Annotated in this window: 17 protein-coding genes and 2 pseudogenes; 3 read left to right on the top strand and 16 right to left on the bottom strand. The window is 69.6% G+C overall.

What is annotated here, in order from left to right; genetic code table 11:
- Positions 1–58: 58 nt before the first annotated feature.
- Complete coding sequence (locus tag ACH4TV_RS40895; RefSeq protein ID WP_398406439.1) at positions 59–3,148, top strand: S8 family serine peptidase; 3,090 nt, start codon at positions 59–61, stop codon at positions 3,146–3,148.
- Positions 3,149–3,556: 408 nt separating this feature from the next.
- Here ACH4TV_RS40895 and ACH4TV_RS40890 read toward each other — a convergent pair whose 3' ends face one another.
- On the bottom strand, positions 3,557–4,525 hold the full coding sequence (locus ACH4TV_RS40890; protein WP_398406438.1) for an alpha/beta hydrolase: 969 nt from the start codon (positions 4,523–4,525) through the stop codon (positions 3,557–3,559).
- Positions 4,526–4,637: 112 nt separating this feature from the next.
- Entirely contained in the window at positions 4,638–5,468 is an 831-nt protein-coding gene (locus ACH4TV_RS40885) for an SDR family oxidoreductase (protein ID WP_398406437.1), read from the bottom strand.
- 70 nt (positions 5,469–5,538) lie between these two features.
- Between ACH4TV_RS40885 and ACH4TV_RS40880 the strand changes: the two genes are divergently transcribed.
- Entirely contained in the window at positions 5,539–6,150 is a 612-nt protein-coding gene (locus ACH4TV_RS40880; RefSeq protein WP_398406436.1) for a TetR/AcrR family transcriptional regulator, read from the top strand.
- 220 nt (positions 6,151–6,370) lie between these two features.
- Here ACH4TV_RS40880 and ACH4TV_RS40875 read toward each other — a convergent pair whose 3' ends face one another.
- The 14 genes and pseudogenes from ACH4TV_RS40875 to ACH4TV_RS40810 form a co-directional block, all read right to left on the bottom strand.
- Positions 6,371–7,408 carry an aldo/keto reductase gene (locus tag ACH4TV_RS40875; RefSeq protein ID WP_398406435.1) on the bottom strand — a complete coding sequence of 346 codons (1,038 nt, stop codon included), beginning with the start codon at positions 7,406–7,408 and terminating at the stop codon, positions 6,371–6,373.
- A complete protein-coding gene (locus ACH4TV_RS40870; RefSeq protein ID WP_398406434.1) occupies positions 7,405–8,151 on the bottom strand; it encodes an HAD family hydrolase in 747 nt (248 codons plus the stop codon). Before ACH4TV_RS40870 ends, ACH4TV_RS40875 begins: the two co-directional genes overlap by 4 nt.
- Before the next feature lie 59 nt (positions 8,152–8,210).
- Positions 8,211–9,446 (bottom strand): beta-ketoacyl-[acyl-carrier-protein] synthase family protein, encoded by a 1,236-nt coding sequence (locus ACH4TV_RS40865; RefSeq protein WP_398406433.1) that lies wholly within the window; start codon positions 9,444–9,446, stop codon positions 8,211–8,213.
- The gene (locus tag ACH4TV_RS40860) at positions 9,446–9,685 is read right to left on the bottom strand and encodes a phosphopantetheine-binding protein (RefSeq protein WP_398406432.1); all 240 of its coding nucleotides are present in this window, start codon (positions 9,683–9,685) and stop codon (positions 9,446–9,448) included. The genes ACH4TV_RS40865 and ACH4TV_RS40860 overlap by 1 nt, the downstream gene beginning before the upstream one ends.
- Positions 9,682–10,743, bottom strand: a complete 1,062-nt coding sequence (locus tag ACH4TV_RS40855; protein ID WP_398406431.1) for a beta-ketoacyl-ACP synthase III — start codon at positions 10,741–10,743, stop codon at positions 9,682–9,684. Before ACH4TV_RS40855 ends, ACH4TV_RS40860 begins: the two co-directional genes overlap by 4 nt.
- On the bottom strand, positions 10,740–11,795 hold the full coding sequence (locus ACH4TV_RS40850; protein WP_398406430.1) for an AfsA-related hotdog domain-containing protein: 1,056 nt from the start codon (positions 11,793–11,795) through the stop codon (positions 10,740–10,742). Before ACH4TV_RS40850 ends, ACH4TV_RS40855 begins: the two co-directional genes overlap by 4 nt.
- A gap of 6 nt (positions 11,796–11,801) precedes the next feature.
- Positions 11,802–13,016 carry a hypothetical protein gene (locus ACH4TV_RS40845; protein WP_398406428.1) on the bottom strand — a complete coding sequence of 405 codons (1,215 nt, stop codon included), beginning with the start codon at positions 13,014–13,016 and terminating at the stop codon, positions 11,802–11,804.
- Positions 13,013–13,867, bottom strand: a complete 855-nt coding sequence (locus tag ACH4TV_RS40840; RefSeq protein ID WP_398406427.1) for an HIT family protein — start codon at positions 13,865–13,867, stop codon at positions 13,013–13,015. The genes ACH4TV_RS40845 and ACH4TV_RS40840 overlap by 4 nt, the downstream gene beginning before the upstream one ends.
- A 36-nt stretch (positions 13,868–13,903) precedes the next feature.
- Positions 13,904–14,659 (bottom strand): DUF6182 family protein, encoded by a 756-nt coding sequence (locus ACH4TV_RS40835; protein WP_398406426.1) that lies wholly within the window; start codon positions 14,657–14,659, stop codon positions 13,904–13,906.
- Positions 14,656–15,312 (bottom strand): dTMP kinase, encoded by a 657-nt coding sequence (locus ACH4TV_RS40830; RefSeq protein WP_398406425.1) that lies wholly within the window; start codon positions 15,310–15,312, stop codon positions 14,656–14,658. The genes ACH4TV_RS40835 and ACH4TV_RS40830 overlap by 4 nt, the downstream gene beginning before the upstream one ends.
- Positions 15,309–16,217: a hypothetical protein gene (locus ACH4TV_RS40825; protein WP_398406424.1), complete on the bottom strand. Its 909-nt coding sequence runs from the start codon at positions 16,215–16,217 to the stop codon at positions 15,309–15,311. The genes ACH4TV_RS40830 and ACH4TV_RS40825 overlap by 4 nt, the downstream gene beginning before the upstream one ends.
- Positions 16,214–19,000 carry a PEP/pyruvate-binding domain-containing protein gene (locus tag ACH4TV_RS40820; RefSeq protein WP_398406423.1) on the bottom strand — a complete coding sequence of 929 codons (2,787 nt, stop codon included), beginning with the start codon at positions 18,998–19,000 and terminating at the stop codon, positions 16,214–16,216. Before ACH4TV_RS40820 ends, ACH4TV_RS40825 begins: the two co-directional genes overlap by 4 nt.
- A 675-nt stretch (positions 19,001–19,675) precedes the next feature.
- Positions 19,676–19,900 (bottom strand): annotated as a pseudogene (locus tag ACH4TV_RS40815) (SDR family NAD(P)-dependent oxidoreductase); the annotation flags it as partial.
- Between the two features lie 852 nt (positions 19,901–20,752).
- Positions 20,753–21,632, bottom strand: a pseudogene (locus ACH4TV_RS40810) (integrase core domain-containing protein); the annotation flags it as partial.
- Between the two features lie 462 nt (positions 21,633–22,094).
- Between ACH4TV_RS40810 and ACH4TV_RS40805 the strand changes: the two are divergent.
- On the top strand, positions 22,095–22,358 hold a 264-nt coding region (locus ACH4TV_RS40805; protein ID WP_398406422.1), incomplete at its 3' end, for a transposase.

Below are 22,358 nucleotides of genomic sequence, written 5' to 3'. Positions count from 1 at the left end.
CCAACTGGGACCATAGTTGATGCACCGTCATAGACATCCGAGAGGCGTCGCCGCGCTCTTGGCTCCTCTCCTCGCAGGATCCCTCACACTGGCCGGTACGGCGTCCGCACACGCCGCCGCCGACTCACCCGACTCCAGCCAGACGAACCGCAGTTACAGCGCGGGCACCTACGTCGTGCAACTCTCCGATGAACCGGTCGCCACGTACGAGGGCGGACTGCCCCGCCTGAAGCAGACCGCTCCCGAATCGGGGAAGCGGTTCGATGCCGACTCCGGCGCCGTCAAGAATTACCTGCGACACCTGAACACCCGCCGTGACGACGTGCTGGACGCTGTCCCGGGCGTCAAGAAGTTGTACGACTACGACTACGCGCTCAACGGGTTTGCCGCCCGCCTCACCGGCAGGCAGGCCACGAGGCTGGCCAACACTCCCGGCGTGGTGTCGGTGACCCCCAGCAAGGGCCACCGAATCACGCCCCCGGCCGACCGCATGGCCCCGGCCGACTCCGCACCCACCGCCCCGACAGCGACCACGATCACGAAGTCGATCACGCCGGCGACTGCCGCCGAGGGATCGGTCACAACACCGCCACCCGACATACCCCGCTTTCTTGGCCTGTCCGGGAAGAAGGGCCTGTGGTCGAAGGCCGACGGCCCGGAACACGCAGGCGAAGGCATGATCATCGGGATGATCGACACCGGATTCGACCCCGAGAACCCGATGCTCGCCCCGCTTCCGGAACCGCGCCCGGACGCGGAGGTCATCGCCAAGAAGTGGCACGGCCGCTGCGCCGAGGGCGACGACAGTGCACCCGAGGCCATGATCACCTGCAACAACAAGGTGATCGGCGCGGACTGGTTCCACGCGGGCGCACCCGGGCCCAGCGGCGCCGAGGTTCCCTCGCCCCTGGACACGGACAGCCACGGCACCCACACCGCCACCACCGCCGCCGGAAACTACGACACCCCGGCGTCGATCCCCGGCACCAACGTCAGCGGCACGCTCAGCGGAGTCGCACCGGCGGCCCGGCTCGCCGTCTACAAGGCCTGCTGGGACAGGTACTGCCAGGACGTGGACACCGCGGCGGCGATCGACCGGGCGGTGGCGGACGGCGTCGACGTCATCAGCTTCTCCGTCGGCAACACGCTGAGCGATCCGACCTCCATCGCCATGTTCAACGCGGCCAAGGCAGGAGTCTTCGTCTCCGCGGCAGCCAGCAACTCGGGTCCGAACACGGTGGAGAACACTGCCCCCTGGGTCACGACGGCGGCGGCCACAACCCATGACACGAAGTACGACTACGCGCTGGTCCTGGGTGACGGAAGCCGGTTCCCCAACAGCGGCTTCAGTACGGGAGTTCCCTCGGCCCCGCTGATCAACGCCGTCGACGCTCGCAAGGAGTCGGCGGACGCCGCCGAGGCCGCGATGTGCTTCACGGGCACGCTGGACCCGGCCAAGGCGAAGGGAAAGATCGTCGCCTGCGACCGCGGCGTCAACCTTATCGTCGACAAGGCCGACGAGGTGCGGGACGCCGGAGGTGTGGCGGTCATCGTCTCCAACACGCCGTCCAGCTCCCAGAGTTCCCTCTGGGGAGACTTCTCCGTCCCCATGTTCCCGCTGGGCCAGGAGGACGGCGCGAAGGTCAGGGCATACGCCGCGACGGAGGGCGCTGCCGCCGAACTCACCCCCTCGCAGCGCGTCCGCACACGGGCTCCCGCCGTCTCCGAGTTCTCCTCCGGCGGTCCCGACCCCTTCAGTAACGGCGACCTGCTCAAGCCCGACCTCTCCGCACCGGGCAGCATGATCGCCGCGGGCACCGTTCCGGGAGGCGCCGCCGGATTCGCGGGCAGTTTCGGCTTCATGGACGGCACGTCGATGGCGACCCCGCACATCTCGGGCCTCGCGGCGGTGCTGAAGTCCTTGCACCCCGGCTGGTCGCCGATGGAGGTCAAGTCGGCCCTGATGACGACGGCCTCGGCAACCGACAACGAGGGCAAGCCCATCGGCCGGCAGCGTCCCACAGGCCAGCAGGGTGCGGACTCGGCGACCCCGCTCGACTACGGCGCCGGCCAGGTCCGGCCGGCCCTCGCCGCCGACCCCGGCCTGGTCTACGACTCCACTTCCGCCGACTGGACGTCATACCTGTGCTCCATCGGCCAGGAGCCGACCGCGGACGACGGCACCGACGCCTGCGCCACCGCCCCGAGGATAGACCCGAGCGACCTGAACTACGCGTCGATCGCGGTCGGCGACCTGGCCGGCCACCAGACACTTACCCGAACCGTCACCAACGTGGCCACGGCGACCGCCACCTACCAGGCGACCCTCCAGACCCCACCCGGCTACACGGCGCAGGTCACCCCGAAGCGGCTGACCCTGCGGCCGGGCGAGTCGGCAACCTACAAGGTGAAACTCACCCGCACCGACGCCGCCTACGGCGACTGGTCGGACGGCTCCCTCACCTGGAGCGACGCCCACAGCCACCACCGGGTCACCAGCCCGATCGCCCTGCGCGCTACCCTGCTCGCCGCACCGGACGAGGTCTCCGTCGACGGCCGGAACCCCACCACGCTCACCACCCGGGTGGGCTGGACAGGCGACCTGACCGCGAAGGCGGACATCTACACCCCGGAGAAAACCACCGGAACCCTCACCGGCACCGACACCACCGACTTCGCGGCCGACCCGCACACGTCGGACGCGGTGACGAAGACACAGATCCACGTCCCGCAGGACGCCCCGTTCACCCGGGTAGCGACCACGGAGGCCGACCACATGCCCGGCAGCGACCTCGACCTGTACGCGTTCGACGCCGACGGCACACTCGTCAGTGCCTCGGCCAAGGCGGGGTCGGACGAACACGCCGACCTGCCGCCCGGCGACTACGACGTGTACCTCGTCCAGTCCCAACTCCCGGAGGGCTCGACGAGCCAGCAGTTCACCCTGTGGACCTGGAAGGTGGGCCAGAACACCCCGGCCGTCCGCGCCGTGGTCACCCCCGCCACCCAGCAGGTCGTTGCCGGTGACCTGCGCGACCTGACGGTCACCTGGCCCGGGACCGTACCGGGTGAGCGCGATCTCGGGGTCGTCGAGTACGGCGACGGCTCCAGCACCGTGGGTCGCACGACCCTGACCTTCACGCAGTAACCGACTCCCGACGGAACTCCGCCCGCCGCCACGTACCAACAGGGCAGCGACGCGGACTGCCCGACTAACTCGGCCGTCGGGCGGTCAGAACCGCCCGCCCGACGGCGCCGCAATACACAAGTCAGCCCTCTGGTCGAAGAAGGCATGGACACCGGCCTACGACGCCGATGACGCCGAGCGGTTCGGCGCCCGGGTCGCAGAGATCACCGGCACGCCCGCCCTGACCCTTTCTGGCCGAAGGACATGTGGCGGATCGTCCGCGAGGAGCGAAACGCGTTCATCGCCGTTACGGATGGGCGGGAGGTCCGACCGCCCTGTCCTGGACGCGGCACCGGGCGTCCGCGGCGGCGCGGTCAGGTGCCCGGCAAGCTCTCTCATCCGTTCATGGCGCGGTGAGCTGCGCGTTCCTCACTCCCCGAGAAGCCGGCCCAGCCACCGCAGTCGTGCCGCCTGGGTCGCCCGGGACACCTCGGCGTGCGGTGCCATCATGTCGTAGCCGTGGAAACCGCCGGGCCACACGTGGAGTTCGGCGACCCCGCCCGCCTGCCAGATCCGCGAGGCGTACGCGACGGTCTCATCCCGGAAGGTCTCCGCAGAGCTGATGTCCAGGAAGGCCGGAGGGAGTCCGGACAGGTCTTCGGCCCGGGCCGGAGCGGCGTAGGCGGGCACGTTCGGGCCGCCGCACCGGTCGCCGAGCAGCGCGGTCCAGCCCATCTCGTTGGAGGCTTGATCCCACACTCCCAGGCCCGCCATCTGGTGGCTGGACACCGTGTCATTGCGGTCGTCCAGCATCGGGCACATCAGCAGCTGACCGATCGGCTGCGGACCCTCGCGGTCCCGCGTCAGCAGAGCCAGCGCCGCGGTCAGGCCGCCGCCCGCACTGGCTCCCGCGATGACGATCCGCTCAGCGTCGCCGCCGATCTCCTTCGCTTGCTCCGCCGTCCACACCAGACCGGCGTAGACGTCCTCGATCGCAGCCGGGTACGGGTTCTCGGGCGCCAGGCGGTACTCCACGGACACCACCACCGCGTCCAGCTCCCGCGCCCAGCCGAGCACCATGTCGGTCCCGGTCCGGTTGTCGCCGAGGACCATTCCGCCGCCGTGGACGTGGTAGAAGACCGGGCGGGCACCGGCGGATACGGCCGGGCGGGCAATCAGCAGCGAGATGTCGGGCGCACCCTCGGGGCCCGGCACGACCCGGTCCTCCACCTCGAAGAACCCGTCCTGGTCCAGTGCCTCCGGATCTGGCCTGGCTGCCGCGATGCCCTGGCGTATCGCGGGCACCATGTCGATCGTGAAGGTCGAAGGAAGCGTCTCGGCGACAACCTCCAGAACGGCGGCGAGTTCGGGGTCGAACGGGGGCGGAACCATGCTCATGGTTTCTCCTCATACATGCGGGCACTTGCGGGGCGGCCGACAGTTGCTGGTCGTTCGGGGAGGTGGAGGATGGCTGGGGTGCGGGAGTGCCGCTGTGCCCCGGTATTCCGAGTCAGGCGACCGGAGCGAGACGACCGGCGCGGATGGCGGCGACGACACCGCCGTCCACGAGCAGGTCGTTGCCGGTGATAAAGGTGGCGCCAGGGCCGAGGAGGAAAGCGGCGGCCTCGGCGATGTCGTCGGGAGTGCCCAGCCGGCCGGTTCCCGACGCGGAGATCATGGCGCGCATGAACTGGCCGTTGTCCCCGTCGAGTTCCTGCTGTCCCATGGGGGTGGCGATCACGCCGGGGCTGATGGAGTTGATCCGGGCTCCCCGCTCGCCCCAGGAGGCACTGGCGGCCTGGACGCGCAGCCGGTTGCCGTACTTGGCCAGCGGATAGGCGGCCTGTCCCGCGACCTCCGGGTCGGTGAAGGGCAGGTTCAGCAGATCGTCGGCGGGCGTGTGGGCGAGGGCCTGCTCCTGCTCCGCACTCAGGGGGACGGGCAGCATGTGACCAGCCATGCTGGAGATCACCAGGCCAGCTCCGCCGGGCGCGACGACCCGCCCGAACTCCTCCAGGACCAGCGCCGTACCGAGCAGATCCACCTTCAGGACAGCGGCGGCGGGGGCCTGAACGGGAGAGAGGCCCGCGGTGTGCGCGACCTGGACCACGGGGCCGAGCTCTGCCGCCGCGTCCGCGAGAGCAGCGACCGAGGAGCGTGAGGAGACGTCCACCGTCTGTGTGACGATGTCGTGTCCCTGCCCGCGCAGGAGATCCGCGACGGAAGCGAGAGTCTCCTCGTTGAAGTCGGCGAGCAGCAGCTTGTTGCCGCTGCCCTGGCGCCGGGCAATGGCCTGTCCCATGCCGCCCACACCGATGACGACGACCACGTTTGCACCCACGGACACCTCCTATATAGCGTTACGATACGTTTCGTAATTATGGAGTGTACCTCTCGTAGGATGGGCGGCTATGGATGAGGTGCGGCGGCCTGGGCGGCCCCGGGACGCGGCCAGGGACGAGGCCATCCTCGACGCGGCGCGGGAGGTTCTCCTGCGCGACGGCTATGCCGGTCTGTCGATGGAGAAGGTCGCTGCCGCAGCCGGCGTCGGCAAACCCACGCTCTACCGCCGCTGGTCCTCCAAAGCGGCCCTCGTCGGCGATGCCGTCCTGCACAGCTTCCTCACTGCGGCGCCCGGCATCCGCCTACCTCTCCGGCCGACCACCGACGGCGCCGCCCAACAGCTGACCGCCTGGTTCGGGGCCTACGCCACATCGGTCGGCGACCCGCGCCATGCGGCCATGATCCTGGCGTTGACCGCTGCCGCCGCCGAGAGCCCGCACGACGCCGAAAGCCTGTACCAGCACCACACCCACGCGCAGCACGAGGCCGTCGTGAGCTGCCTGCGCGCGGGAGTGACGAGCGGCGAATTCCGCGCCGACGTCGAGGTGGAAGCGGTCGCCGACGCCCTCATCGGCTCCGTCCTCTACCAGCTCCTCACCCGCACAAGCAGCGCCTCACTCCACCGAACCGAACACCTGCTCGTTATCCTGCTGGCCGGACTGCGCAACCCTGATCACTGACTGCAGAGTCATGCCGTCATGGTGGGGCAGGACGAACCCTGGTGCCGGATTCGGGGAAGCCACCTTCCCATCCCTCCGAAGAGTGCCGCACAGGCCCTACTGACTCGGTCGTACGCGGCGGCCGTGAACGGCGCTCGCCGCGCAGACCAGTACCTCCTCCGCGGAGTAGCCGGCGGACAGTCCACCCAACTGCGCCATCAAGCGCTGGACACGTACTCGCTCATGCCGGGCAACCGCTGCGGTCAGACTCTGACTGCGGGGTGAAGTTCAGCCCAATGAGACGGGAGCCGGAGACCCGTGCTGCCATGGGCTCCAGGGCCGCGAGTTCATCGGCTCCGAGGACAAGGGTCGCGGCAGCGCTGTTCTCCTCCACCCGCGCGGGGCTGCGCGTCCCGGGGATGGGCACAACCGGCAATCCGTGGACGGCGGACCGGTGGTGTAGCCAGGCCAGGGCGATCTGAGCCACCGTTGCCCCGCCGGCCGCGGCGATCTGGTGGAGTGGCGCCATGATCTCGGCGTTGCGTTGGGCGTTCTCCCCGGTGAAGCGGGGCATCGTCCGGCGGTAGTCGTCGGCGGAGAGCTGGTCCGCGCTGGTGAATCCTCCGGCGAGGAATCCCCGCCCCAAGGGTGAGTAGGCCATGAGGGCCACTCCCAACTCGGCGGCCACCGGGACGACATCGGCCTCGACGTCCCGGGAGAACAGCGACCACTCCGACTGCACGGCGGCGATCGGATGGACCCGGTTGGCCCGGAGCAGTTCCTCGCCCGTCACCTCGGACAGGCCCAGTAGGCGGACCTTGCCCTCGTCGACCAGTTTGGCCATCTCGGCGACGGTGTCCTCGACGGGCGTCCGGGGATCGAGGCGGTGGGCGATACAGAGGTCGATGGTGTCGGTGCCGAGCCGGCGCAGGCTGCCCTCGACCGCGGTGCGGAGGTATCCGGGAGAATTGTCGATCCCCCGGTAGTGCGGATCGTCCGCCCTCCGCACCAAGCCGAACTTGGTGGAGACCAGCACCCGGTCGCGGTGGGCCCGCACAAACGGGGCGAGCAGCCTCTCGTTCTGCCCATGGCCATAGTTGTCGGCGGTGTCGTAGAGGGTGACTCCGAGTTCCAGCGCCCGTTCCAGGGTATTCAGGCACTCCTTCCGGTCGCTGGGGCCGTAGAACTCGCTCATACCCATGCAGCCGAGTCCCTGGACCCCCACGGGCGGGCCGTCGACACCCAGCCGGGTGGTGGGAAGCGTGTCCGGCACGTTCATCCGGCCACCCGCCCCGCGCGGTCGGCCGTACGGTGGGAGCCCGGCTCCGCCCAGAGGGTGCCGGCGGCGAGCTCCTCGTCCACCTTCCTGAGGAGCCCGGAATCGATCTTCCGGATGTCGTCGACCATGTACCGCACGCCGGTGGCCTCCATCTCCGCGCGCTGGAAGTTGTGGGGCAAGGAGGCCGGTACACCGATGAATCCGGCTCCCAGACTCTTGGTGACCTCGGCGACGCGGTTGATGTCGTCGACGAAGACGACCTCGTCGAACTCGTAGCCGAAGATGTCCCGGACGATCTCCTTGGTACCGGGCCGGAAGTCGTTGACGTCGACGTAGGGGATCTCGCTGTCGAAGTACTCGGCGAGGTGGCCGAGATGGGTGTCGAAGGTGTACTCGCGGTTGCGTCCTCCGTAGCAGACGACGCGGACGCCGGCCTCCCGCAGGGTGGCGAGGAGTTCTTCGGTGCCTGGGATCAACTCGACCGGGTTCTCCCTGAGATATTCCTCGCGCTCCTTGAAGAACGCCCCGATGGTCTCCTTGGCCGACCACGGGAGTTTGCAGGCAAGGGCCATGTTCTGGCCGGCCGCCAGTTGGGGGGAGCCCCAGACTCCGCGTTCGACGGCCGCGGTGTACTCGCCGCCGTGCCGGGTGACGAACCGTTCGATGACGGGGCTGTACGTGTCGTTGAGCAGTACGCCGTCACTGTCGAGTGCGACGAGGCGGATCTTCTGAAGGGGGTTCATGAGTACCTCCGGGTGATGGTTCGCCAGATGGGAAGGGGGTTGTTCCGGGCGGGTGCTGATCAGGCGGTCGTGAGCACCAGTGCCGCGTTGTGGCCGCCGAAGCCGAGCGAGGTGCTCACGGCGACGTCCACGAGGGCGCTGCGGGGAGATCCGCTCACCACGTCGAGCTCCAGCTCGGGATCGAGCCGGGTCAGGTTGGCTGTCGGCGGAACACTGTTGTGTTCGATAGCGAGCGCGGTGTACGCGGCCTCGATGGCGCCGGCCGCGCCGAGCGTGTGTCCGATGACGCCCTTGGCCGAGGTCACCAGGGGCCGGGCGCCCAGCACCCGGTGGAGTGCCCGCCCTTCGGTGACGTCGTTCAGCGGAGTCCCGGTGCCGTGCGCGTTGACGTGATCCACATCCGCGGCGCCGAGCTGCGCGTCGGCCAGCGCGGCCCTGAGCGCGCGTTCGATGCCCTGGCCCTGCGGATCGGGCGCTGTGGGGTGGTAGGCGTCGGTGGAGCTGCCGTACCCCCGGACAACGGCCCGGATGCGCGCGCCGCGCGCCCGGGCGTCCGCCATCCGCTCCAGGACCAGGACGCCCGCGCCCTCGGCGGCCACGAATCCGTCACGGTCGGCGTCAAAGGGGCGGGACGCCCTCTCCGGCTCCCGCCCGCGCCCGGACAGCGCGCCCATCCTGCCGAGCCCGGCCATGACCAGCGGGGTCAGCGCGGACTCGGTCCCTCCGGCCAGCACCACATCGCAGGCCCCGGAGCGCAGAAGTTCCCGTGCTGTGCCCACCGCGGTGGCGCCGGAGGCACAGGCGGTCGCCGTGACCAGACTCGGTCCCCGGGCACCGACGTCGATCGCGACCTGTGCGGCGGCCATGTTCACCATGAATCTGGGGATCAGGAGCGGGGAGACAATGCGCGGTCCCTTCTCCAGCAGGCTGCCGTGCTGCTGTTCCAGGGACTGCATCCCGCCGAGCGAGTTGCCGAGCACGACGCCGACCCTGGCACCGTCCCAGGTGGCGGGATCCCAGCCAGCCTCCTCGACGGCCTGCCGGGAGGAAGCGATCGCCAGTTGCACGAACCGGTCCAGCTGCCAGGCGGAGAATCCCCCGAGCAGGGCGTCCGGATCGAATCCGGGCACCCGGCAGCTGAAGTCGACCGGGGAACCGCGCAGTTCCTCGTCGGTGGCTGCACAGGAGACCCCCGACAACAGGCGGTCCCAGTTCTCCTTGACTCCTATACCGGCGGGGGTGACCAGCCCGAGCCCGGTGATCGCCGCTTCGAACGGGCGCGCAGGGCCCGTCATCAGAGCACGGCCTTCTTCGCCGCCACCACTTCAGCTGCTTCGGCGATGGTCATGTGGTCGCGCAGTTCGCCGTCCGCCACCCTGATGTCCAGTTCGTTCTCCAGAACGAGCGCCAGCTCCACGAGAACCAGGGAGTCGAACCTGATGTCCGCGAACGTCGCATCGGAGTGAATCAGTTGGCGGTCCACTTTGAAATGATCTGACATGATATCGGCGATTATTTTCTGTGACTGGTTCATTTTCGCGCTCCTGACTGGTCAGCTGGTGGTGCGGGGAGGATTTGATTTCCGGGGTGCGCAATGTGCGGCCAGACGAGGGCCACAGACCCCCATGCGAGTCCGCCGCCGAACCCGGCCAGAACCACGCGGTGTCCCGGCCTGAGCTCGCCGGAGAGGACACCGTCGGAAAGCGCCAGCGGAATCGAGGCGGCGACCGTGTTGCCGACCCTGTCGATGTTGGACAGGAAACGCTCGGCGGGCAGCGCAAGCCGGTGAGCTGTCGCCGTGATGATCCGGGCATTGGCCTGGTGCAAAACGAACCGGTCGATCTCTTCCAACGGCCACCCGGCCCGCGCCGCGGTCTCCCGCGCCGAAGTGGACATCCGGTGCACCGCCTCGGCGAAGACGGCTCGCCCGCGCATAGTGAGAAAGGTGTCCTCCGACTTGACGGGCAGGCCGGTGGAGCGCTGCCGTGAGCCGCCCGCCGGAATCTCGACGAGGTCGCTGCGGCTGCCGTCGCTACCGAGGCTCAGGCCCAGCAGCGCCCCCGGCTGATCGAGGGATCCCGCCCGCAGTACGACGGCCCCTGCCCCGTCGCCGAAGATTGCTCTGGTCGTACGGTCCGCCGGGTCGAGAATCGTGGAGAAGGTGTCGGCTCCTATGACCAGTACGCTCTCGGCGACTCCTGTCGCGATCAGCCCCGCCCCGGCCGCGAGGGCGTAGACGAAGCCGGCGCACACGGCCGCCACGTCGAAGGCCGGTACCGTGCCCAGTCCGAGTCGGCTCGCCACCTCGGGCGCGGTCGCCGGACTCAGCCGGTCCGGTGTGCTGGTCGCAAGGACCAGCGCACCGACGCCCACCAGGCCGGCGGACTCAAGTGCCCGCCTCCCCGCCTCGACGGCGAGGTCGCCGGTGGCCTCGCCCGGGGTGATCACATGGCGCTGCCGGATGCCGGTACGTGTGCGGATCCACTCGTCGTCGGTGTCCAGGAGGGCGGCGAGTTCATCGTTGGTCACCACCGTGCGCGGCACCCAGCCCCCCAGGCCGGCGACGACCGCCGCACGGTCCGTGCCGCTCATCCGAGGCACCCCGGACTCGTGGGCCGCGCACGGAAGCTGGTGGCCATGACGACCTTCGTGCGGGTGATCTCCGCCCCTCGCTGGTAGAAAGTCACCTCGACTGCTCGGTCGCGCTCACGGCCGTCCGACGCCACGTCCCGGCCTCCGCCGCCTGACGGTCGCGCCGCCGTGAGGACGACGGGCTCGTCAAGCTCGGCGAATGCGAGAAAAGACGACTCCACCGCGACGATGCCGCCGAGGCGCGGCGCGATGCCGCCCCACTCTTCCAGCGCCAACACCGCCATCTGACAGGCCGCCTCCGTCAGCACCATCCCGGGGACGTGGTCCTGCGGGTGGTCGAAGTAGCTGGGGTTGTCCGTGGCGAGGCGCAAGGTCGCGGTGAGGGCGCCCCGAGCGACACCGACGTCACTCAACAGGGCATCCATCGTTCTGGTCCGCCCCACCCTGGCCGGATCGACCGGCTGTCCCGCCCCGGCCGTCGGCTGCTCGTCCGACATCGCCGGAGGGTGCCCGCGCCTGCGCGACCGGACGGACGCGTAGGCGTCTTTGGCCAGGTAGCCGACGTCCATCCGGACCTGCCCGACCTGGGTGTCGGCCAGCCACAGCCGGAATTCGTAGACCATGCCGTGCGCTCTGGTCGCGGCAGGGCCGCGGCGCTCGGCAACGGCCGTCATGAACAGTTGATTCGAGCCGGACGGCACGGGGGCGAAGGCCTGCGGAGAGACTTCGAGGGACCAGTTCCGCAGGACGAAACCGGCGCCCGTCTCCACACCGAAGAAGGCGTGCGCGGCATAGGTCTCGGCTTGTCGGCAGCATTCCAGCAGGAGCATCGGATCAGGGCTCCCGGCCGCATGAGTGCGGCCGGTGTAGTACGGATGCACCGGGGGCAGCACGGCGGCTGCCACGAAGCTCTGCGCATCCACCTGCAGCACGTCGGTCAGGAAGACCTCGGTGAGGTGGCGGCGGTGGATCATCTCCCGGGCCACGGTGTGGGAGAAGTTCAGCTGCGCGGCGGACTCCGGAAGGGCGGTGCCGCGCGTCGGGGTGGGCATTCCTTGTCACCTCTCCATGTCTGTTGGAGCCCCGCGGTCCGGGAGTGACCCCATGACGACGCGGAGCAGCTCGCCCGCGGGCACGGCGGGATCGCGGCCCAGCAAGGTGGTGGCCAGCAGGTACGGATCCGCGTAGCGCCGCCGCCCTGCCCTCGCAGCCAGAAACCGTCCGGCGGTGCGGTGCTCGGAGCCGGCGGGGGGCAGGGGGCCGCCGGACTCGTCGAGCAGCCGGACTGCGCGGCGCATCCATCGCCGAAGGTGCCCCAGCGAGAAGGACGAGCGGGCTGTCCTGCCCAGACCGGCCACCAGGTACAGGCGCAGGCCGAGTTGGAACGCCTCGGGGCCGAACTCGTCGACCAGCGCACCGGCGAACGCCCCCAGGGTGTGGCCCTGCCAGCCACCGAACCTGGTCGACCGGACGACTCCGTCGATCGGGACCCGGGGGACCTCGAACCGTACGACAGTGGCGCCGAGAGCGGTGAACACATGGGCCAGCGTCTGGTAGTCGGTGCGCAGGTCGACGTCATGGGCCAGTACCACCAGGTCGTGGCTGTCCAGGAGCGGCACCAACTGGCGGAGCAGGTAGAGCAGGTAGTTGGCCTGCCCGTCCGGGCTGGTAACGGCCCGCAGCGGCAGCCCCGCAGCGGTGGCGTCCAGATAGGCGGGCGCTCGCAGCCCCCGGGCGTCGATGCACAGGTTCCGGCTGACGAGGAGATCCAGGACTGCGGCCTCGGAGGCCAACTCCGGGCCGGTGCGGCCCAGTCCGGGATCGGCCATACCGAGCAGCCGGTAGTGGCCCTCCCAGACGTCGAGGAGACGTGCCGTCACCGGGTGGGTCCAGCCTGCCTCGGCACGCCGCACCACCGGTAACAGGTCGGCCTCCGGTGCGGGCCCGGCCCGGTTGTAGGCGGTGTACAGCTCGCCTATCTCCTCCTCGCTCAGGGCTTCGTGTGCCACGTCGGCGTGGCAGCGGTCGAGGTACTCCCAGAATCCGGCCACCTGCTGGCTCCCGGCGAAGGCGGTGTGGTGGTACACGAAGGTCACATCGGCGAACGTGGCCGTGGCCCGGTGGAGCATGTCGAGGGAGAGCAGGTACTTCAGGTGGGTTGGCGTCAGCGGTTTGGTGGGGCTGACGGGCACCGGTGCGAGCAGGATGCGGCATCCGCGCTGTTGTGCGGTGGCGGACGCCAGGGCGTCGGCCGCGTACGCACTCGCCGTCATCGCTGTTCCACCGTGCCGTCGAGCGTTGTCCTGAGACGGCGGATCACGTCCTCGGCCTCGGCTGGGGTGCAGTATCCGGGATCGGAGACAAAGCCCCGCCCGCTCTGCTTCCCCTCGGTGCGGGGCACCAGCCATGTATGGAAGTGCTCGGTGCCCTCCATGCAGGAGAAGACATGAATGCGGGAGGCTCCGGTGGCTTCCTTCAGGGGATCGGTGAGCCGCTGGACCAGCGGACCGAAGGTGGCGGCCTCGTGGGCGTCGAAACCGGCGTGGTCCAGGAAGTGCCGGCGGGACTCGATCAGCAGGGTCCCGGCCGGCCAGTACGGAGTGGGGCCGTGTCCGACCCGCCAGGTTCCGTCATCGATGATGTGCCCGCCGGGCGGTTTGGCGAAGCCCGCCCAGGGCGGCACCGGCTCGCCCGCGTACTTGCGGCAGATCAGGCAGTCCTGTTGGAGGGGGCTGCGCCCGCTCAGCAGTCGGCTGAACGGATCGCGGACGCGTGCCAGCGGTTCCAATTGCGCGTGCAGTGCGTACCAGGCGTCGATTGCGGCGGCCTCCGCCGCCGGGTCCGCCGGGTGGAAGGCGCCCGCCACGTCGACGTCCTGAGCAGGCGGCAGGTCCTGCGCGTGCTCGCCACGGCTCCTCGCATATCTCGCGACGGCCTCCTCGAGCAGCGGGACCTCGGTCGCGAGGAGCGAACTGAGCTCGGCGGTCAGCCCGCCTCCGCCGTCCGCGGCGGCTGGGCGGTCCTCCGCGACGACCGCCGTCCTGAGCGATTCCGAAAGACTCCGCAGCCTTGAGGAGAGCGCCAGGCGGGCCAGATCGTCATCGGTGAAGTCGGGAATGTCCATGGTTCCTCGCCGTCCAATCGCTGTTGAGTGGTGCTGTTACCTGTGGTCGGTCGGGCTGTGGCGGCCGTGGTGGGACGTGTCGGAGAGCCAGACGTGGAGACGGAGCCGTTCCGGGTCGTCGGCCGCCTGGTGGACGCGGGCATAGCCCTGCGTTCCCCCGGCCGCTTCGACACCGAGGTCCGGGCGGTGGATCAGGCGGAGACGTTCGTCCGGCCGGAGGCGGCCTTGGAGTACGGACTCGCTCAGGGCGTGGTGGAGGTGGATGAGGTAGTCGGCGAGTTTCAGGTCCCGTACGGCGATGTGCAGGGGCCGGCACGGGCCGCCGGGTGTGGGAGGCGTGTCGGCAGGGGGTTCGGCAGGTGCGATCTCGATGTCCGGGCGGAGTTCCGGAAGAACCCCGGAGACCGGTTTGTACAGCCGGATCGGGCCGGGCAGATGCTGGGGCGCATAGGGCCCGAGCCAGGCGGTGGTCCCGGTCGGGGAGACCAGGCGGGGCGGTGTGCGCTCGGTGAGGTTGGCGGGGTTGCCGAACAGGAAGAGCGTCCGGGTCCAGGATCGGCGCCAGGCGTCCGCCTCGGCCGGGGCAAGGCCTGCCGCGAACTCACGTGCACCGTTGACCAGGCTGTCCAGGTCGAAGGAGCGCAGGAGCACCACGACGGTGGCCTCCGCGGGAGGCCCTGCCGCGGGATCCTGAGGCGGGCCGCCCACCCAGGCGGCGCGTTCGGCGAGGAGTTCGGCCAGCCGTTCCTTTGCCTGCGACCCCCCGGTCGTCGGGTGCTCGGTCGCGGTCACCGCAGCGCCTCCGTCCGCACGGAGGCGAGTACGTCGGCCATGACGGTGTCCGGATCGGCCGAGCCGTCGATGACGGTCAACGGCACGTCGCCGACCTCCTTCAACAGCGCCTCGCGCAGTTCGGACTGCAACTGGAGGAAGCCGGCCCGGCCTGCGGTTCCGGGGCGCTGCTCGAAGGCGTTGAGAAGTGCTCCCTGACCGCTGCGCGCCCAGGTGACCTCGGGCGGGACGTCCAGGTAGAGCACCCCCCTCGGCCGGGGGAAGAGCCGCCATAGGTCGAAGGTGGGGTCGTGCTCCAGCCCGAGCAGGCGGCATTTGGCGAGAAGCTTGTAGAAGTACGAGTCGACGATCACCGGTTCCGGCCCGGTGGAGCGGGCGAGTTGGTCGCGCAGGTGCAGCACGATGGTGTGCAGCACGGACAGCACCAGTTCCGGGGAGTAGCGCTCCCCGGCCCACAGGAAGGCGTCGTCGATCCAGCGCTGCCGTAGTCGTGCGATCAGCGGGTACTGCTCCAGATATCGGTCGTCGTAGGACACCACGCGCCAGCCGTGGTCGTCGTGGAGTCGATCCAGCACGGTGGACTTGCCCGCGAAGTCGGGTCCGAGCAGGGTCCAGAAACCGGGGTCGTCGGTGGTCGGTGCGTAGGGGGTCACCGCAGCCCTCCTTCCGTGAGCAGGCCGACCGCCAGGAAGCTGGCGTACATGGCCGGCAGATAGTTGCGGGTCAGTGCCACCGGCCAGCCCGTGGCACCTGCCGCGAAGCGGGCCGCGGCGGTGGCCGGCAGGAGCAGCGGAATCAGCAGCAACCACCCCCAGCCGTATCCGGCGGCCTCCGGACGCCATGGCTGGGTGATCGCCAGCACGATGGCCGTGGCCGTCGCGGCGGCGGCAACGGCAGCGGCCGATGTGAGCGCCGGACCGAGCACCGTGACATAGGTCCGCTCTCCCGGCCGCGGGCGGCGGGTGGTCTTCCGGCCGAGCTCCAGGCAGAGTCCGCCGAATGTGGCGGCCGCAACGGCCATCAGCCCGGCGAGGTTCGGCTGCTGCTGCTCGGCCCTCAGAAAACCGGCGTACACATACAGGCTCAGCAGGGTCTGGATCGGCAGATTGAGCGCCAGTTGGAGTCCCAGCCTGTCGGCCGACGGCCTGCCTGTCCGCCATTCCAGGGTCATCACACCGATCCCGTAGGCGAGTTGGACACCCAGCGCCGCCAGCACCATGCCCCGGTGGGCGTTGAGCAGGAGCAGGACGGCGGTGCCGACGGCGACCAGGGTCAGCAGGTCCCGTTGCGTGACCATCCCGCTGGGCAGCGGTCGGGACGGATGGTGTTCGCGGTCGTACCCGTGGTCGCGGAGGTCGTCGAGAGCCCGGAGCAGGAGCATGTCGACGACCAGGGTCACCGCGGTGATGGCCAGCCCTCCGTCGGGGCGCCAGCGGGAGACCGTGCCGACGGTGCAGGCGAAGAGGGCGGTCAGTCCGACGGCCCAGGAGAGCATCAGGGGCAACTGCGTCCTCGGCGGATAGGCCACGCCGACGTAGCGACCCAGTCGGCGGATCATGACGCGCCGTCCAGGATGCGCACCGTACCGGAGGAACCGTCGACCTCGATGAGGCTGCCGTCCGCGATGAGGTTTGTCGCGTCGCGCACCGCCACGACGGTGGGGATGCCCAGCAGTCGGCCGGTGATGGCCGTGTGCGAGAGCAGCGTCCCCCGCTCCACCACCAGGGCGCTGGCCGTCATCATCAGGAAGAGCCAGCCGGGGTCGGTCTCACGTGCGACCAGGATGCGGCCCTGGCACTCGTCGGCGTTGACCGACGGGTCAAGAACGATCTTGGCCGTGCCCCGCACCGTGCCCGAACTGGACGCCAGTCCGGTCAGCAGGCGCGATGGCGCGGTGCCGTCCTCGGGCACTGCCTGCCGCGCCGCGTCCTGGCCGGTGACGGACCGCAGCGCGGTCGCCAGCGGCAGGTCCCCGTCGGTCGTCATACGTGGTGGCAAGGGGTCCCCGGCCGTCCAGCGTGCCCGCTCGGCGGCGCGCACGGCCGCGAGTCCCCTGAGGTCGGCCCCCGCGAGTGTCCCGTCGAAGGCGCCCAGAACCTCGTCGGCAGTGAGGTCGAGAACGTCCCTGGGCCGGTCCAGGCGGCCGGCCGCGGCCAGTTCCTCCCCCAGCCTCATCAGCAGGACGCGGACATCACCGATGAGCTGACTCCGGCAGAAGCGGGTGTCCTCGCGCACCCGGGTCAGCATCCGCATGATCCCGAACGTTCCACGCAACACCGCTCGCTTGAGGGGGTTGCGCAAACTGCCGCGCAGCTCCTGCTCGGCCTGTCGGCGGATCTCCCGGCCGGCGGTCCGGCTGCCCTCCACGGTCAGTCCCTGCCGCAGATACGCGCGTACCGTGTGCAGGACGGTCCAGGGCTGGTCACGCGGTGTCAGCGTCTCCAGCTTGAGGTCGTGCAACCCTCGGTCGCCGTAGTGCTGGACATGCCGGCGCATCGCCGAGACGAACGGCTCGTCGTGGCCCTGCTCCGTCAACCGCCGCCACAGCTTTTCGGGGTCCTGGTCGGACAGCAGGGCGGTGCGCAGGTCCGGGGACGCGGCCGCGGTCTCGGCCAGGGCGATCGCCGATCGCAACGCCGCGGCGGACCGGTTGTCGGGTCCGCCGACCAGCATGCCGTTGAGCAGACTCCGGCCCGCCTCCGGGAGCCACCGGCGCAGCAGGCCGTTGGCGGCCCAGGTCACGGTGAACAGAAAAAGCCCGTTCACCAGCGTGACACCCCAGCGGCGGGACACCTGCGCCCACAGGGTCCGGTAGGCCTCCACCGCCTCGTGCGGGCGCATCGCCGACACATCCGAGAACTGCGGGTGATAGCTGTCCCACCACTGCAGGAACCGGCGGACGCGGCGGGGGTGCGCCATCAGCCTGCCGAGGATCTCCGCGAGGTGGACGGCGTCGGCGAGCCGCGGCAGCGGGCCGCGTCGGCGTGAAGCCGAACTGAGGCGGCCGCTCTCCACGAGTCCCAGGGACTGTTCCCAGGTGGACCACAGCGGCCGGAAGCAGCGGATCTGCCCGTGCAGCCTGTACCAGGAGTCCAGTTGGTAGTAGACCCGGCCGTCGAGGTGTCCGACCATCCGGCGCAGCAGTGGCCGGTTGTGTTCCAGAAGTCGGGCGGGCACGCCCATCCGCCGGTACAGGTCGCCGAATCCCAACTCGTACAGCGTGCGGGCCACAGAGAAGGTCAGGGCGGAACTGACGCCTGGATAGCTCTCCGTGACGTTGTTGTTGTCCCAGAGGATCCCCCCGGCGTTCCCGCTATGGTCCGGTGGGGTTGTGGATGCGCGCGGCGCGGTCACGATCGGCCGGGCCTGCACCAGGTGTACGCCGCCGTCCTCGGTGATGGTCCCCTCGATGTCCTGGGGCTCCCCGAAGTGCTTCTCGACGCGTAGCGCGAGGGTGCTGATCTCCTTCAGTTCGGTGTCCGAGAGCACCGGGGCCGGCGCCTGCCGTGCGTCGACCGGCACCGCCACCGGGCCCTGATCCGGTCGCGCCGGGTCCCAGCCGACCGCCCTGCTCTTGACCACGACATGAGCCTCGATACTCCACGCCACAGGATCGACGAAGAAGTGGTCGACGTCCGCCTTCTCCTGGACGACGCCCTCGCCGATGCCGTGAGCCGCCGCGATCACGCAGCGCCTCGCACTGTCATGGGGGGCACGGGGGTCACGGGTGAAGGCGACGAAGGACCGCACTCCCATGACCATGCGCTGCACTCCGACCGCCACCCGCGCGCTGAAGGGGTCCAGCCCCTGCCGGGCCCGGTACAGCGCCGCCTCCGGGTTGAAGGCGGAGGCCCAGCACGAGAGGATCCGGTCGGCGAGTCCTTCTCGGCCCACGTAGAGGAAGCTGTCGCTGAGGCCGGCGAACGGGTCCTGCGCCGAGTCCTCCCCCAGCTCCTGGTCGCCCGGCCGAGGCACCACACAGGCGCGCACCGCCACCAGTCCGCCCGGTCCGGCGAGCTCGTCGAAGCGGCGGTCCAGCGCCTCCCTCAATTCCTGGGGCACTTCCAGACCGTGAACGACACTCTGGAGGGCTCGCGCCCTCTCTGCCACCGCCGAGGCGGAAGACGTCCCCCAGTCCGGAGACGTGGAGTCGGGGGGCGTGGGCAGCTCCGGACGGACCACACGGTCGAAAACGGCGGCGGGTACACAGGCGAAGGGAGGTATCGGGAATCCCTCAAGCCCCAGCACCGCCTGCCGTGCGAATTTATGCCCGACCTGCAGCGGATCCACCAGTCCGGCTCCGCTCCCGATCAGCCAGTCGGTGCCCGAGCCATCGCGCATCACGGCTTCCCCACCAACGCCAGGGTGCGGCCGAGCGCCGGAGCCGGAGCCGGCCTGCGGGATTCCCGACTCGGCCTGGGGCGGAGAACACGCTGACGGCTACTGGGCCGCAACGGAGGGAACACCCTCGGGTTCCCTCCCCGAAGTGGGTTGCTCGCGTATGGCCAGCACATCCGCGCGGGCGAGATCTCAGCTACATAGCCTGCGAGGTTCCCGGCGTCGTCGGCCAGGACACTGATGCGTCCGAAACCGTGCTCGCAGTGGCGGCCGGTGCCGACATCCTGGTGGGCGGACTCCAGGACGACGTCCGTGCTCGGACCGCGTCCAGCACCCGTATCGAACATTGACTTGCTCATGAGAGATCGCCTTCCGGGTGCCGTATCGGCGCCAGGGGTTGTGTGGTGATGAATGGCGTCGCGTCGCCGGAGGAGCTCGGACTCCTCGCCGCCGACAGGACCGATCGGGTGCACGGTGCGCCACCAGCGGGTGGACCGTGCTTCGGGACGTATCGCTCAGGCGCGGGTCACCGTAGGCCAGGCCCGTGCTGCGAGTGACAGGCAGCGGGGATCGGTTGGCTGAACCGGCTGTGCCGGGTCAGTGCTCCTGGGCCGCAGACTCCAGAACGAGGACCGGGATGTCACGGTCCATGTTCTTGTGGTACTCGGCGTAGTCGGGGACGTCGATGCGTCCGAAGCGGTCGACGGCGGCCTCGGCGTCCTCCGGGCTGGTGACGTCGAGCTTGGTGACGAGCAGGTTGTCCTGGGGTCCGCCGAGGGTCTTCTCGACCTGGTCGGGGCGGCGGCCGGTGGCGACGACCTGGTGGCCGGCGGCGAGGGCTTCACGGGCGATGTCCGTGCCCAGACCGCGTCCGGCACCGGTGACGAGAACGACCTTGCTCATGAGGGGTTTCCTTCTTTCAGGCGCCGTGATCCGGCACCCGGTATGTGCGGTGGTGATGCGTGCAGCGGAGGGGCTGGAGACAGGTGGCACAAGTGCCGCGGTATGCGGGCCGTTCACTCTGCCCTTGGGCGGCGCACCACCAACAAAACCGGTTGTCACGGGAGTATGGGAGTCCCTGATGAGGGGGTCACTGTCAGGGACCCCCTAACTCCCCAGGGTGCGGAAGATGCTGACAGAGGGTCAGATAGTTCTCAGGAGGAACATCGACCATGGCTGCCCCCACGAAGTACTCGTTGGATTTGCGTGAGCGTGCGGCGAGGATGTACCACTCGGATCCGAAGCCACAGATCAAGAAGCCAGCGGGATCTACGGCTCGCCGCGCGTGCATGCCAAGCTGAACGCGAGGGCACACACGTGGGCCGCAAGCGGGGCGAGCGCCTGATGCGTGAGGTCAACCTCGCGGGAATCAGCCCTCGCCGCAAGGGCGTCACGCGCCGGAACGGAAGGCCACGCCCGCCCCAGACCTGGCCAACAGGGACTTCACCGCACCGGCGCCGAACCGGTTGTGGGCCACCGACTTCACTAGCGGTTCACAACAGCACGCTACGACGGCCGGGACGACACCTCTCTCCTCCCGCGAGGGTGAGCGAAACCCTTCAGCACGCAGCCCTGGTCAGCTGTCACAGGGCAGGGCAGCCACAGCAGCAGAACGGCGGGCAGACCGCCGTTGTAAGTGCGGCCCGCAGGAGCCGTCACCTCCGCCACCGAACCACACGGGCGGCAATGACACCCCGCCAAAAACCGAACCCAGGACACTGCGCTTGCCGAATACCTCCTCCATGCTGGTCGGACGGCATGTTGATACTCGTGGAGGGTGCCGCCGAGTCGCGCTCGCCGTCGTATGTCCAGATGGGCGATCCGGTCCGGGTCCTCGACCGGAGCGGGCAGCGAGTAGAGAGGGCAGGCATTCGCAAGACCCTGGTGCGGCCGGTGCTCATTATCGAACGTCCCGAACTCACGCAGGGCGCACAGGAGATGGCGCTGGTTCCAGATCAACGTACGGTCCAGCAGCTCTCGCCTGCAGGTCTGCACCCACCGCTCCATGACCGAGTTCATGCGCGGCATCCGGACGCCGCTGAGCACCACCTCGATACCCGCGTCCTTGAGCACCTCGTCGAACGGCCGTCGGAACTTCCCGTCCCGATCCCTGATCAGACAGCGAACCCGGCAGCCGGCGTCCTCGAGGTCCATCACGGAGATTCTTCGCAGCCCGGACCACCCAGGACGCAGTCGGGTTCGCGCTCGCGCCCAGGATCCGGATCCGGCGGCTCGCGTGCTCGATCACGGCGAACACGTACAAGCGGGCCCCGGACAGAGCGCGGCCTCGAAGAAATCGCACGCCAGCAGGGCGTCGGCCTGGGAGCGCAGGAAGTCCGCCCACGTGCTGGAGGCCCGCTCGGGCGCCGGATCGACATCGGCCTCCTCCAAGATTTCCCAGACCGTGGATGCTGCCACCTTCACCCCGAGTACGAGCAGCTCACCGTGCAGGCGCCGACAGCCCCAAATAGCCCCAACTTGGATTTTCCCTGGCTAGGCGCAGCACCAGCGCCCGGATCGAGTGCACGGTGCAGGGCCGGCCTCCGCGCTTCGGCCGGGACCGGGAAGCGTGTCGGCGGGCGATGACGTTGCGGTGCCGGCGCAGTACCGTGCCCGGCCGCACCAGCAGCCGCATCCAGCGCAGCAATTCCCGTGGCAGGCCATGGAGGAGCGACGCCAAAAACGCACGGCCGCCCGCGTGGAACCGGACCCGCTGCCCGTTCAACTGCCTGGGCGAACAAGACACACCAGAAAGTCAGCCACCCCGTCCGCGTCCCCCTACGGGCCAGCCGACTCAAACGGTGCAAGCGTCCACGCGACAGTGATCACGCCAGTGTCCGCCGCCTGGGCGAGCTCGGGACGGTTGGAAGGTTCAGTTGCCGGTATCGCCAGGACGCGACCCGCGGGGGTGAAATCTTCCCATTCTGGCTGCAGGCCCAGTGGAGGCTGCGTCTTAGAGCGTTGTGGCCAATCGGATTGCGTTCGAGCGGTAGCCGGGGGCGGTTCGGACGCTCGTGCGGTGCGGGTGGCGGGCATTAAAGAACGGGCCCCTCGGTAGGGACACGGTTGAGTCGACCAAGCCCTCCGAGGAGACCCGTTGCCCGTCCAGTGGACCACTGCCGTGCCCGAGACGTCCAACTCCGTCACCCTGGAATGCGACTGCTACGTCCACCAGTTCGGGGCGATCGCTCCAAGGCGGCGGGAGTCCTACTACGAGACCGACATGAGTGACGCGGAATGGGCTTTGGTCCGGGCGTCGATGCCGGTGCCGGCCTGGATGGAGTCCAGGGGCGGCCGGCCGGAGGCGCACTGCCACCGTGACATGATCGACGCGGTGCGCTACGTGGTCGACAACGGCGCG

Origin of the sequence: Streptomyces sp. NPDC020898 (assembly GCF_044333925.1) — a bacterium.
In the GTDB taxonomy this organism is placed as follows: Bacteria; Actinomycetota; Actinomycetes; order Streptomycetales; family Streptomycetaceae; genus Streptomyces.
Note: the sequence above shows the minus strand (reverse complement) of the source record. Positions and strands in the feature narration are given on the sequence as shown.

What these genes read in the sequence shown, in the direction of transcription:
- ACH4TV_RS40890 (WP_398406438.1), bottom strand. Translation starts at nt 4,525, where the DNA reads ATGAGCATGGTTCCGCCCCCGTTCGACCCCGAACTCGCCGCCGTTCTG.
- ACH4TV_RS40850 (WP_398406430.1), bottom strand. Translation starts at nt 11,795, where the DNA reads ATGCCCACCCCGACGCGCGGCACCGCCCTTCCGGAGTCCGCCGCGCAG.
- ACH4TV_RS40825 (WP_398406424.1), bottom strand. Translation starts at nt 16,217, where the DNA reads ATGATCCGCCGACTGGGTCGCTACGTCGGCGTGGCCTATCCGCCGAGG.
- ACH4TV_RS40860 (WP_398406432.1), bottom strand. Translation starts at nt 9,685, where the DNA reads ATGAACCAGTCACAGAAAATAATCGCCGATATCATGTCAGATCATTTC.
- ACH4TV_RS40840 (WP_398406427.1), bottom strand. Translation starts at nt 13,867, where the DNA reads ATGGACATTCCCGACTTCACCGATGACGATCTGGCCCGCCTGGCGCTC.
- ACH4TV_RS40820 (WP_398406423.1), bottom strand. Translation starts at nt 19,000, where the DNA reads ATGCGCGATGGCTCGGGCACCGACTGGCTGATCGGGAGCGGAGCCGGA.
- ACH4TV_RS40875 (WP_398406435.1), bottom strand. Translation starts at nt 7,408, where the DNA reads ATGAACGTGCCGGACACGCTTCCCACCACCCGGCTGGGTGTCGACGGC.
- ACH4TV_RS40870 (WP_398406434.1), bottom strand. Translation starts at nt 8,151, where the DNA reads ATGAACCCCCTTCAGAAGATCCGCCTCGTCGCACTCGACAGTGACGGC.
- ACH4TV_RS40880 (WP_398406436.1), top strand. Translation starts at nt 5,539, where the DNA reads ATGGATGAGGTGCGGCGGCCTGGGCGGCCCCGGGACGCGGCCAGGGAC.
- ACH4TV_RS40865 (WP_398406433.1), bottom strand. Translation starts at nt 9,446, where the DNA reads ATGACGGGCCCTGCGCGCCCGTTCGAAGCGGCGATCACCGGGCTCGGG.
- ACH4TV_RS40845 (WP_398406428.1), bottom strand. Translation starts at nt 13,016, where the DNA reads ATGACGGCGAGTGCGTACGCGGCCGACGCCCTGGCGTCCGCCACCGCA.
- ACH4TV_RS40855 (WP_398406431.1), bottom strand. Translation starts at nt 10,743, where the DNA reads ATGAGCGGCACGGACCGTGCGGCGGTCGTCGCCGGCCTGGGGGGCTGG.